This window comes from Pseudomonas sp. 24 E 13, assembly GCF_900004715.1.
Classification (GTDB): domain Bacteria; phylum Pseudomonadota; class Gammaproteobacteria; order Pseudomonadales; family Pseudomonadaceae; genus Aquipseudomonas; species Aquipseudomonas orientalis_A.
On sequence record NZ_CVTO01000095.1, the window covers coordinates 4,883 to 17,579 of the forward strand.

10 protein-coding genes are annotated in these 12,697 nt (G+C 62.1%); 3 read left to right on the plus strand and 7 right to left on the minus strand.

From position 1 onward, the window contains the following. Positions 1–181: 181 nt before the first annotated feature. The 6 genes from BFP90_RS06870 to iolC form a co-directional block, all read right to left on the minus strand. Positions 182–1,192 carry a Gfo/Idh/MocA family protein gene (locus BFP90_RS06870; protein WP_065896317.1) on the minus strand — a complete coding sequence of 337 codons (1,011 nt, stop codon included), beginning with the start codon at positions 1,190–1,192 and terminating at the stop codon, positions 182–184. A 19-nt stretch (positions 1,193–1,211) separates the two neighbouring features. Then, the gene (gene iolD, locus BFP90_RS06875; RefSeq protein ID WP_065896318.1) at positions 1,212–3,143 is read right to left on the minus strand and encodes a 3D-(3,5/4)-trihydroxycyclohexane-1,2-dione acylhydrolase (decyclizing); all 1,932 of its coding nucleotides are present in this window, start codon (positions 3,141–3,143) and stop codon (positions 1,212–1,214) included. Between the two features lie 10 nt (positions 3,144–3,153). Further along, positions 3,154–3,969, minus strand: a complete 816-nt coding sequence (locus BFP90_RS06880) for a TIM barrel protein (protein WP_065896319.1) — start codon at positions 3,967–3,969, stop codon at positions 3,154–3,156. A 27-nt stretch (positions 3,970–3,996) separates the two neighbouring features. After that, a complete protein-coding gene (iolB, locus tag BFP90_RS06885; RefSeq protein WP_065893000.1) occupies positions 3,997–4,785 on the minus strand; it encodes a 5-deoxy-glucuronate isomerase in 789 nt (262 codons plus the stop codon). 2 nt (positions 4,786–4,787) lie between these two features. After that, positions 4,788–5,675 (minus strand): myo-inosose-2 dehydratase, encoded by an 888-nt coding sequence (gene iolE, locus BFP90_RS06890; protein ID WP_065896320.1) that lies wholly within the window; start codon positions 5,673–5,675, stop codon positions 4,788–4,790. A gap of 145 nt (positions 5,676–5,820) precedes the next feature. Beyond that, entirely contained in the window at positions 5,821–7,758 is a 1,938-nt protein-coding gene (gene iolC, locus BFP90_RS06895; protein WP_065896321.1) for a bifunctional 5-dehydro-2-deoxygluconokinase/5-dehydro-2-deoxyphosphogluconate aldolase, read from the minus strand. 285 nt (positions 7,759–8,043) lie between these two features. Here iolC and BFP90_RS06900 point away from each other — a divergent pair, with 285 nt between their 5' ends. After that, entirely contained in the window at positions 8,044–8,952 is a 909-nt protein-coding gene (locus tag BFP90_RS06900) for a MurR/RpiR family transcriptional regulator (RefSeq protein ID WP_065885216.1), read from the plus strand. A gap of 225 nt (positions 8,953–9,177) precedes the next feature. On the opposite strand, the gene BFP90_RS06905 is transcribed toward BFP90_RS06900, so the two are convergent. Next, a complete protein-coding gene (locus BFP90_RS06905; RefSeq protein WP_065892997.1) occupies positions 9,178–10,083 on the minus strand; it encodes a hypothetical protein in 906 nt (301 codons plus the stop codon). Between the two features lie 344 nt (positions 10,084–10,427). On the opposite strand from BFP90_RS06905, the gene BFP90_RS06910 reads away from it, so the two are divergent. Then, on the plus strand, positions 10,428–11,111 hold the full coding sequence (locus tag BFP90_RS06910) for a response regulator transcription factor (protein WP_010564812.1): 684 nt from the start codon (positions 10,428–10,430) through the stop codon (positions 11,109–11,111). Continuing rightward, entirely contained in the window at positions 11,089–12,480 is a 1,392-nt protein-coding gene (locus tag BFP90_RS06915; protein ID WP_065896322.1) for a sensor histidine kinase, read from the plus strand. Before BFP90_RS06910 ends, BFP90_RS06915 begins: the two co-directional genes overlap by 23 nt. Positions 12,481–12,697: the final 217 nt, after the last annotated feature.

Genomic DNA, 12,697 nt, shown 5'->3' on the forward strand with positions numbered 1-12,697 from the left:
CGTGGTTTAACGGGGCGCCTGAGATCAAAAGCAGATCAAGATCAAGAGCGACTCGCTTCGCATCGTGGTTTGTAGGTACCTATGCCCCGACGGCAGTGTGCCAGTAACTACTCTTGTCACTGATCCACCGCTATCGGGGGCAAGCGCCCTCCCACATTTTTAACCGCGTTTCTCCAGTGGTTCAGCCATAGAAATGCGGGCGATCCGGCAGGCTCACCGGCACAATCTGTCCACTGCCCTGCGCTTCGATACAGGCATCCGCCGCCACTGCCGCCGCGTAGCCGTCCCAGGCCGACGGTCCGCCCACTTGCCCGGCGCGCACGCTGTCGATGAATGCCTGCAATTCGACGTCATAGGCGCCGATAAACCGGTCCTTCCAATCCATCAGAATCGCGTTCGACAATTTCGCTCCACTGCGCATCTGTACCTGTGAAGGCTCCGGCAATTTGGCGATGCCGCTCTCCCCCACCACTTCGCATTGAATGTCGTAGCCGTATTGGCAATTGACGAACACTTCCACGTCGATACGCGTGCCCTTGACGGTCTCCAGCAGCACGATCTGCGGGTCGCGCAGGTGCGCCAGGGCTTTGCTGGTCTTGCGCGGGAACACCACCTGCACCGAGACGTAGTCGTCGTTGAGCAGCCAACGCAGTACGTCCAGTTCGTGGATCAGGGTGTCGGTAATCGCCATGTCGGTCTTGTAGTTCTCGCCCACCGTCGGGTTGCGATGGGCGCAGTGCAGCATCAGCGGCTCGCCGATCTGGCCGCTGTCGATCACCGCTTTCAAGGCGCGGTAGCCTTCGTCGTAGGGGCGCATGAAACCGACCTGCACCAGGCGCTTGCCGTGCGCCACTTCGGCGTCGACGATGCGGCGGCAGCCTTCGGCGGTCACGGCCAGGGGTTTCTCGCAGAACACCGGTTTACCGGCGGCGATGGCGGCGAGCACGAATTCTTCGTGACTCGGCCCCCACGACGTCACCAGCACCGCTTGCACCTGCGGCGAGTTGATCAACGCGTGGCCGTCCGGGTACACCTCGGCGTCCAGCTTCAAATCGGCCACCACCCTGGCGGCCTGTTCAAGGTTGATATCGGTGACCGCCACCACCTGGCTGTTGAGCAGGGTCTGGCTGCAACGACGAATATGGTCACGGCCGATGGCACCGGTACCGATCACTCCAAGCTTCAACGACATACATGCACTCCTCTTGTTATTAGTACTGCCGGGCCTTGGCCAGTTGTTCATTGAGTTTTTTTGCGGCGGCGTTGGTGCGTTCGCTGGTGGACACCTGCGCCACCCCCACCCGCCACCACGACAGGTAGCCGTGGACCATGGTCTTGGGCAGCACCTTGATATCGATCAGGGTCGACACGCTTTGGGTACGTGCATCGGCCAGCGCCGCTTCAAGCTGTTCCACGCTGCTGACCTTGTAGGTCTTGCAGCCATACGCCGCCGCGCTCATGGCGAAATCCACCGGCACCAGGCCACCGTCGAGCTTGCCGCTCTCGGGGTTGCGGTAGCGGAACTCGGTGCCGAAGCTGTCCATGCCGTTGCCGATCTGCAGGTTGTTGATGCAACCGAAAGCCATGTTGTCGAGCAGCACCACATTGATCTTGCGGCGCTCTTGGATCGAGGTGGCCAGTTCCGAATGCAGCATCATGTAGGAGCCATCGCCGACCAGCGCGTACACCTCTTTGCCCGGTTCGGCCAGCTTCACGCCCAGGGCGGCGTTGATCTCGTAGCCCATGCACGAATAGCCGTATTCGACGTGGTAGGTGTTCACGCCCTTGCTGCGCCAGGCGCGCTGCAGATCGCCGGGCAGGCTGCCGGCGGCGGCAACAATGATGGCGTCGTCGGCCAGGGTCTGGTTGAGCACGCCGAGTACGCGACTCTGGGTCAGGCAGGAGCCGGTCAGTTCGATAAATTCGCGCAGGACCGCGCGGTCCAGGTGGTCATCGACTTCGGGGACGAAATCATCGCCCTGGTATTCAACCTGATGCACCCGGTCCACTTCGGCGTCCAGTTGCGCCCTGGCGTCGCGCACCTGCTCGCCCCAACCGGCACGGTAATCGCCCAGGGCATCGGCCAGGGCTTGCAGGGCGCCCCTGGCATCGCCCAGCACTTGCACGCCGTCGAGCTTCAACGCATCGCACGGGCTGATATTGAGGTTGAGAAACGTCACCTCGGCCTGTTTGAACAGCGATTTGGACGAGGTGGTGAAGTCGGTATAACGGGTGCCGATGCCGATGATCAGGTCCGCCTCGGGCGCCAGCAGGTTGGCCGCCAGGCAACCGGTCTCGCCAATGCCGCCGACGTTCAGCGGGTGACTGGACACCACCGCGCTCTTGCCCGCCTGGGTTTCGGCGAAGGGGATATCGAAGCGCTCGGCAAAGGCTTGCAGCGCAGCATTCGCGCCGGAGTACTTCACCCCGCCGCCACAGATGATCAGCGGTTTGCGCTTGCCCTTGAAGGCGGCCAATGCATCGTCAAGCATCGCGGGCGTCGGCGGGCGACGCTCGATGCGGTGCACGCGTTTTTGCAGGAAATAATCCGGGTAGTCCCAGGCTTCGGCCTGCACATCCTGGGGCAGCGCCAGGGTGACCGCGCCGGTCTCCGCCGGATCAGTAAGCACGCGCATGGCGTGGATCGCCGCGCTCATCAATTGCTCCGGGCGGTTGATGCGGTCCCAGTATTTGCTGACCGAGCGAAAAGCGTCGTTGGTACTGATGCTCAGGTCATGAAACTGCTCGATCTGCTGCAACACCGGATCAGGCTGGCGACTGGCGTAGACATCGCCGGGCAACAGCAGCAACGGAATGCGGTTGGCCGTGGCGGTGGCCGCAGCGGTGAGCATGTTCGCCGCGCCGGGCCCCACCGAGGCGGTGCACGCGTAGATCTTGCGGCGCAGGTGCTGTTTGGCAAAGCCGATGGCGGCGTGGGCCATGCCCTGCTCGTTGCGGCCCTGGTGCACCACCAGGTCACCGCTGTCCTGCTCCAGCGCCTGGCCGAGACCCAGCACATTACCGTGACCGAAAATGGTGAACACGCCGGCGACAAACTTGCTCTGCACGCCATCGACTTCGATGTATTGGTTATCCAGGAACTTCACCAGGGCCTGGGCCATGGTCAGTCGGGTGGTGGTCATGTCGCGCCCCTTAACTTTTTTTCAGGTGGGCAATGCTTGCCCCCAAGGCCTGCTGGATATCCGCCAGTTCATGCACGCTGCTCGCAAACGGCTCGAACGACAGGTAGCCGCTGTAGCCGGTACTGAGCAAGGTGTCGATCTGCGCCGCATTGCCAAGGATGTCGCCCTCGCCCACCAGTACGCGGTGGCCGTCACGGATCGCGTTGAGCGGCGCGTCGGCATCTTCCACGCCGGAGATGTGCACCAGGCCGGTGAGTTCCGGGAAGAACTCATGCTCGTTGGCAAGATGGTGATGGAAAGTGTCGTGCACCACACGGAACACATCCAGGCCGCCGATGGCCTTGATCGCGTCCACCGCCACGCGCTTGCGGCGCAGGGCAGACTCTTCGAAGCCCAGGGGTTCGACAAAGCCGAGGATGCCGTACTCGCGCAGGATCGGCGCCAGTTCGCTCAGCGACGTGCGCAAACCGGCGGCGCGCTGGGCATCGGTGCGCGTGTCGCCCGGCTCGTTGAACGGGCACATCACCAGGCCCTGGGCGCCACATTCACGGGCATAGGTGGCAAGCTCGATTGCCTGGGCCCGGCGTTGATCGTTCCACACGTCAAACGGATACAGCGCGTTGATCGACAGCACCGTGATGCCCTGCGCCGCGCACAACTCGCGCACGCGGCTGGCGGGCGTGCCGTATTCGATCTGGCGGTCCTTGAGATCATTGCGGATCTCGATGGCATCGCACTTGAGCGACGCGGCCAACTGGATGAAATCCGGCAGGGACAGGTTGGGTGCGACCATCCGGTTAAGGGCAAAGCGTAGCGGCGACTTCATTGTTGTTGTTCTCCGTGCGAAACCGTTTCAGAGGTCCAGCAGCCAACTGTGCTGCGGGTCGTTGTGGAAATGCCAGGCACGCTTGGGGCCGGCCATGACGTTCAGGTAATACGACTCGTAGCCGTACGGCACGCTGACCGGGTGATAACCCTTGGGCACCACCACCAGGTCGCTGTTTTCCACGGCCATGGCCTGGTCGATACTGCGATCGTCGGTGTACACGCGCTGGAATACGAAGCCCTGGGGTGGATTGATCTGGTGGTAATAGGTCTCTTCCAGAAAGCTCTGGTGCGGCAGGTCATCGGTATCGTGCTTGTGCGGCGGGTAGCTCGACGAATGCCCGGACGGCGTGCGCACTTCCACCACCAGCAATGAATGCGCCGGCTCGCTGTCGGGCAGGATGTCGCACACGTAGCGGGTGTTGGCGCCTTTGCCGCGCACGCTGCGCTTGCACTGTTGCGGGCGGATCAGGCGCGGTGTGTAACCGCCCGCGCCGGGTGCGGCGCACACCGCGATCTGTACGTCACTCAAGGCGGTGACCCTGGCGTCGGTGCCGGGCGGCAGGTAGGCGGCAAACGGGGATTTGTCCTCGAACACCGATTGACGATCCCCCAGGTTCTGCCAGTCGAAGCCCTCGCCTTCAATATTCACCCGGCCGCTGAGCAGCACCAGGCACAGCTCCTGGTCGCCGGCGCTGACCGGCAGCGTCTCCCCCAGGCTCAGGCGATAAGCGCTGAAACCCACATACTCCAGCCGCCCCGCTTCCAGGGCGACCATGGTTTGCCCGCGCTTGTTACTCTTGACCAGCAAGCTCATGGTTAAGTCCTCTCGTCGAGCAATGCTCGCAACGTGTCATAGCCTTTTTTCGCATAGATATAGCTGGGCGCCACGGCCGGGTCCTGTTCGGCCTCGACCACCAGCCAGCCGGCGTAACCGGCGGCCAACAGCTCATCGAGCAATGGCGCAAAATCGATATCGCCATCGCCGGGCACGGTGAAGGTGCCGTTGACGATGCAGTCGGGAAAGCTCCACATCTGGTTGCGCGCCAGCTGCACCACGGGTTTGCGCACGTCCTTGAAATGCACATGGCAGATGCGCTCGATATGTTTGCGCAGCACCTCAAGGGGCTCGCCGCCGCCCATGTAGCAATGGCCCGAGTCGAACAGCAGGCCGACTTCCGGGCCGGTGCGGCGCATCAGCTGATCGATATCCTCGGCGGATTCGACATAGGCGCCCATATGGTGGTGGTAGGCCAGGCGCACGCCCTGGGACAGGGTAAAGCGCGCCAGTTCGGTGAGCTTGTCGGCGTACGCCTGCCACGCCTGCTCGCTGTGAAAGCGTGGGCGCTCGATCAGACGGACGCGTGAGCCCTGGATCGAATCGGCCACTTCGCCATACACCAGCACCGTCGCGCCATTGTGCTTGAGCAACTCGACGTGGCCGGCGATGGCCTCGATTTCCTCGGCCACGGAACGCCGCGCCAGGCGGCTGGAATACCAGCCGGAGACCAGCGCCAGGTCATAGGGGCGCAGCACGTCGCCGACCCCTTTGGCGTCCTTGGGGAATTTGCCGTTGAGTTCAAACCCTTCGTAGCCGATCTCTTTACCTTCGCTCAGCGCGGTACTCAGCGGCGTTTCACCGCCCAGCGCCGGCAGGTCGTCGTTGCTCCAGGAGATCGGGTTGATGCCAATTCGGATTGCGGGCATGGCTGCACCTTTTATTGTTTTCAACTAACACTGAAAATCTGCTTTATGTGGGAGGGGGCTTGCCCCCGATAGCGGCGTGTCAGACAACACTTCTCTAACTGAACTACCGCCATCGGGGGCAAGCCCCCCCCACATTTGATCTGATTTAATTCCGCGCGCTGCGCCAGGCGGTAATAAGCTGTTCGAAGGTGGCCTGGACACGCTGGATCAGGGTCTCATCATCAATCTCCCCCGCCATCCACGCCTTGCTCGGTTCCTGGAAGATCGTGCGGCCCACGGCAAACCCTCGGCAGGTGGTGCTCTGGCTGGCCTGCTTGAAGCCGTCGGCGAGAAATTCCGCCGACGCATTCAGCCCCAGCAGCACCACACCCCGGCAGTACGGGTCGCGTTCTTCGATCAGCTCGTCGAGCTTTTTCCAGTCCTCGGCCGATTGCGCCTCGATCTTCCACCACGCCGGGTAGATGCCCAGGTTGTACAGGCGCTTGAGGCTGCGGTAGAGCACGTCGGGATAGGTGGAGGGATGATCCTTGGGCGGGATGACTTCCAGCAGCAGTTCATGGCCGCTGACAATGGACGCCTCGTACAGCGCCTTGAGCTGCGCTTCCTGTTCCAGGCGCAGCAGCGGCTCGTCGTCGGGGTGAAATTGCACCAGGCACTTGATGACCTGTTCCGCAGGCCAGGTAATCAGGTTGCTGCCGATGGAGCGGCCGTGTTCGAACGCCAACGGCCGCGAGTTCTGTACCTCCACCGGGCGCGCGATCCACCAGCCGCGACCGCTGGCGGCGTTGAGTGCATCCTGGCCGAAACGCTGGTCGGCCAACAGGCCCACGTCAGCTTCGATGCCCTGCTCGCCCAGCTTGCGCTCCACGCGTTCGATGGCCTGGATAAACAATTGCTTGATCGCACTGATGCGCGCCAGATCCTGGCCGCCGCGCTGGGCCAGGTCGACCAGTTGCCAGCGATGGTCGAAGGCGAACACGAACAGCTGCTTCCAGGTTTTGCGCGGCACGCTGACGCGGTGCAGGCGTTGCAGGGTCGCGTCCTGGTCAGGCCGGGTGATCGGCACCGGGCTATTGAACAGGTACTCAAGCTCGGCAGGCGTCGGCATGGCCGGCGCGCAGGCATGGCGCGACACCACCAGGCCGCCGCAGGCATTGGCCAACTGGCTGCAACGCTCATCCGTGGCGTCGTTGAGCCAACCGCTGAGGAAGCCCGACATGAAGGCATCGCCGGCGCCCAGCACATTGAGCACTTCCACGCGCACGCCGGGGTAGATCGCACCGTCTTCGAGGCGTTCGGGAATAGCGCCGTGAATCACCGTGCAGCCTTGCGGTCCGAGCTTGACCACCAGGGTAGCGGGCGTCAGTGCGCGCACCGTACGCAAGGCGCCGAGCAGGTCTTCACTGCCGCCGGCAATCAGGAATTCTTCTTCGGTGCCGACGATCAAGTCGAAACGCGGCAGGATCTTCTGCACATGCTGGCTGACGTTCTGGTCGGCAACGAAACGGGTCTCGCCATCGGCCTTGCCGGCCAGGCCCCAGAGCACCGGGCGGTAGTCGATGTCGAGCACGCGTTTGACGTTGTGTTTGGCCGCATAGTCCAGCGCCTGGATACTGGCCTTGTACACGCCGTCGGTGGAGAAATGCGTGCCGGTGATCAGCAGCGCCTTGCTGGAGGCAATAAAGGTTTCGCTGACGTCTTCGGCGCGCAGGGCCATGTCGGCGCAGTTTTCGCGGTAGAACACCAGGGGGAAGGTTTCGCGGTCCTTGAGACCGAGCAGCACCAGGGCGGTAAGGCGTTCCGGGTCGACCTTGATGGCGCTGACGTCGCAGCCTTCACGGGCCAGGGATTCCACCAGGAAGCGGCCCATATGGTCGTCGCCCACCCGGCTGAGCATCGCTGACTTGAGCCCCAGCCGCGCCGTGCCGAAGGCGATATTGGCCGAGGAACCGCCGAGGTACTTGGCAAAGCTGGACACGTCCTCAAGCCGCGCCCCCACTTGCTGCGCATAGAGGTCGACGCCCAGGCGTCCGAGGCAAATCAGATCCAATTGACGCCCACTGGCAAAACGAGTCTGGCCCATGCTGGCTCCTGTTATTTTTATCAGCCTGCGCTGTGCCGCCGTGGCGACGGCAAACGCTCTTTGGTGGGAGCAGACTAGAACGTCCGGCGGCGGCAATCAATATTTATTCCATAATTATTTTTAGTGGAATATTTTTTCCAATAAGCCGACATAATGCGGTGACAGCCTTCGTGCATCGTTTCAGCAGCCCGCGCAGGCCGTGATGCCGAGGTATTTTTTTGTGCCTACCCTGTAGACTTGCGCCACTCATCAGCGCATCAGACGAACACGCCAGAAGGATTGCCCATGTCCCGCACCGATCCCGAGACCCCCCTGGAAGATCCAATCGCCAGCCCTGCGATCAATGCCGAACGCCTGTTGCAGCTGATTACCGAGGAATACGAAAGCCTGCCGCGCCAACTCAAGCGCATCGCCAGCTACATGAGCCAGCAGAGCGACCGAATCATGGTCGACCGCATCAGCGACATCGCCCGCGAATGCGAAGTGCACCCCTCGGCCATCGTGCGGTTTTCCCAGCGTTTCGGCTTCAGCGGGTTCAGTGAGATGCAGGCGTTGTTTCGCGAGGCGTATACCCACAAGACCACGCCGGTGCAGAACTACCAGCAGCGCATCCGCAGCATGATCGCCAACAAGTCGCAGAAGGCCAGCGGCGGCGACCTGGCGCGCGAGTGCGTCAACGCCACGTTGTCCGGCATCGAACGGCTGGGGCTGGAGCTTGACGACGCGGCCTTCGACAAGGCCGTGGACCTGGTGGTGAATGCCGACAATATCTACGTGGTCGGCGTACGCCGCTCATTCGCGGTGGCCGACTACCTGGTGTACAACCTGCAGCACACCAACAAGCGCATTCACCTGGTTTCGGGGCTGGGTGGCAGCTATCGCGAACAGATGCGCAGCGTGCGCGCCAATGACCTGGTGATCGCGATCAGCTTCACGCCCTACGGCAAGGAGACCCAGCACTGCCTGCGCATCGCCCAGCATCACCAGGCCAAGACGTTGATTATCACCGACAGCAACCTGTCGCCCCTGGCCAAGCGGGCGAACGCGGTGCTGTTGGTCAATGAAGGCTCCTCGTTCGCCTTCCGCTCACTGAGCGCCACGCTGTGCCTGTGCCAGGCATTGTTCATTGCAGTGGCGTATCGGTTGGAGTTGAAGGTGGACGAGATTCACGAGCAGGTGGGGTTCGACGACTAAGGCTGGTTCACCGCCAACCAAATGTGGGAGGGGGCTTGCCCCCGATAGCAGGGTGTCAGTCGCCGAATCGGCTGACTGACACTCCACTATCGGGAGCAAGCCCCCTCCCACATTGAGCCAGAGTCAGGCTCAGGTTTAGTGCATGAAAATGGCGATCAGGATAATCAGCGGAATTGGCACGCCGAGGAACCACAGCAGTAATGAGCGCATCATGTTCTCCTTGATTTAACGAATGTAGTTTTCGGTTTCGACGTACACCACGGCATCCCGGCGGCGACCGCCGAAGGTGGCGGCGAAGCTGGCGAAGAAGGCACCGATCAGCAGCGCGACGAAGGTCCACAGCGAGGTGTAGGCGGCGACTTTGGCAGCGGTGTCGGCGGCTTGCTTAGCTTTGACCTTGGCGTCTTCGACAGCTTTACGGGCATCGCCGTAGACCTTGTCGATGCGTGCCTCGGCATCGGCCTGGCTGAGGTTGGTGCGCTGGCTGATCAACTGGGCCAGGTAGGTACGGTCTTCCGGAGCCAGTTGGCCGTCATTGCTCAATGTGCGCGCAAAGATGCGACCGACCACGGCATGGGCGGCGTCATCGCCGACGGCTGCAGGGCGGTCGTCGCGGAACAGGCTGTCGACGTAGTAGCCGAAGTCGCCGCTGTGGGCACCCTTGGCCATGCTGCCGGCGGCTTGGGACATGCCGCTGGCGGCGCCCGATGCAACGCTGGCACCGGCTTTGACGCCGCCGCTGACCACGCTGCTGACCGAACCGACCACCAGCATCGCGGTGATCAGTGTCGCGACCGCCCAGGCCAGGAAGCCGTGTGCGGTGTCACGGAAGTACACCTCATCGCCATGCATATTGGCCCACTTCACGCGCAACCGGCCGGCAATGTAACCGCCCAGGCCCGACGCAACGATTTGGGTGAATGCCAGCCAGACAATCGTGGAAATGCCAAGCCCCTTGGCGCTCATGCCGCTGTCGGCCCACGGCGACACCGCCGAAAAGCCCAGGCCGAAACCCAGCAGCACCAGGATCAGGGACAGTGCGGCTGCGGCCGCGGCCCCAGCAAAAATCGCCCCCCAGGAAACCCCGGAGAGCGCGCTTGACTCTTGCAGCGTGGATGAGGATGTGATCATTGTTGTTTTGCTCCAGGCATGAAAAATAGTGTTACAAGTCTCAAAAAGGACAGTGCAGGCAGCGTGCCAGCCCAGGCAAAAAATAAAATCCTTATATTTCAACAACTTAACTAAATTGAACTTCTTAAAATCATGCAAGTTGCAAGAATGGCCTGTAGAGAGCGGGCGTTATGCATTCTCCTGTTGAACACCCAATGTGGGAGGGGGCTTGCCCCCGATTGCGGTGTGTCGGGTAAGAATTGACAAACTGCCCTACCCCTAGATGAAGTTTTATTTAGGAAACATTCAGCAACTTCTTGGCAAAATGTCCCCACTTCTAGTGTGAACGCTCACCAGGTAATCCTATGACCCGCATTTTGACCATCGAGGATGACGCCGTAACGGCCCGCGAGATCGTCGCCGAGCTGAGTAGCCATGGACTGGACGTAGACTGGGTGGACAATGGCCGCGAAGGCCTGGTCCGTGCCGTCAGTGGTGATTACGATCTGATCACCCTCGACCGCATGCTGCCCGAACTCGATGGCCTGGCCATCGTCACCACCCTGCGCACCATCGGCGTATCGACGCCGATCCTGATGATCAGCGCCCTCTCCGACGTGGACGAACGCGTGCGCGGCCTGCGCGCCGGCGGCGATGACTACCTGACCAAGCCCTTCGCGTCCGATGAGATGGCCGCCCGCGTCGAGGTGCTGCTGCGACGTAAAAGCACGGTCAAGGAATTCGAGACCGCCCTGCGCGTGGCCGACCTCGAACTGAACCTGATCAGCCGCGAAGCCAGCCGCGCCGATCAGCCGCTGAGCCTGCTGCCCACCGAGTACAAGCTGCTGGAATTTCTGATGCGCAACACCGGGCAGATCCTGTCGCGGATGATGATCTTCGAGGAAGTCTGGGGCTATCACTTCGATCCCGGCACCAACCTGATCGACGTGCACATCGGTCGCCTGCGCAAGAAAATCGACCCGCCGGGCCTCACGCCGCTGATTCGCACGGTACGAGGCTCGGGATATGTCATTGCTGAACCCCTCTAAAGGCTGGCGCTCTTCCAGCAGTCGGTTGCTGGCGCTGTACAGTTCGCTGTTCGTGGCGTGGAGCTGCATCCTCATGGGGGTGCTGTATTACGAGGTGTCGGGCTACCTCAGCGACCTGTCACGCCATTCGCTGATGCAGCGCCAGCATTTGTTCCAGCGCTTCGACGGTGAAGAACTGGTGGAGGCGCTGACCACCAGCATGACGTTCGACATGAAAGGCGTGGATGCCTACGGCCTGTTCGACGAACAGTTTCGTCCCTTGAGCGGGCCGATCCGCGCCGTGCCGCCCGACTTGCCGCTCGATGGCAAGATCCACGCCCTGGCCAACTGTGTCGATTCCGACGACCCGAAACTGCCCAAGGACAGCTGCGATGCCGTGGCCACCCACACCGAAGACGGACGCTGGCTGGTGCTGGTGCGCGCCAACGGCTCACTGTTCGGCGTGACCCGGATCATCTGGCATGCCCTGCTGTGGGCGCTGTCGCTGACCATCCTCCCGGGCATCGCCGGCTGGCACTTGCTGCGCCGTCGCCCACTGCGGCGCATTCGCGGCATTCAGGCGAGCGCCGAGGCCATCGTCGCCGGCGACCTGACGCACCGCTTGCCGCTGTCGAACCGGCGCGATGAGCTGGACATGCTCGCGGCCATCGTCAACGCCATGCTCGACCGCATCGAGAAGCTGATGAACGAGGTCAAGGGCGTGTGCGACAACATCGCCCACGATCTGCGCACCCCACTGACGCGCTTGCGTGCGCAGCTTTACCGCATCAAGCAACAAGCGGAGGAAGACTCGGCCCATGCGGTAAAGCTCGATGACGCGATTGCCGAAACTGACACACTGATGGCGCGTTTTCGCGGCCTGCTGCGGATTTCGGAACTGGAAGACCACCAGCGGCGTTCGGGTTTCTTGCTGATGGACCCACTGCCACTGTTGCGCGAGCTGCATGACTTCTACCTGCCCCTGGCCGAGGAAGGCGAGCTGGAACTGCTGCTGCAGACCCCGGACTCACTGCCCTGGATCACCGGCGACCGCGCCCTGCTGTTCGAGGCCCTGGCCAACCTGCTGAGCAATTCGATCAAGTTCACCCCGCCGGGCGGCAAGGTGATCCTGCGCGCGGTCAATGATGTGGGCAGCACACGGATCGAAGCGCTCGACTCCGGGCCGGGGATTCCTGCGGCCGAACGGGCGTCGGTGTTCCAGCGCTTCTATCGGGTCGATGAGAGTGATCAGCAAGGCGGTTTCGGCCTGGGCCTGTCGATTGTCGCGGCGATCATCAACCTGCACGGCTTCAAGCTGGACGTGGCCACCAGCGAACTGGGCGGCGCGCGGCTGGTGCTGGAGTGTCGCCAGCAGTTGATGCCCGAATAGGTAAAGATCCAAATGTGGGAGGGGGCTTGCCCCCGATAGCGGTGTGTCAGCCAGCTTATCTGTAGCTGACACACCCTCATCGAGGCATAGGTATCTACACAACTCAGCAGCGCCCAACCGTAACCACGATGCGAAGCGAGCCGCTCCTGATCTTGATCTGGCTTTTGATCTTGATCTCAGGCGCCCCGTTAAACCACGCTGGCCGAACGCAGGCTTG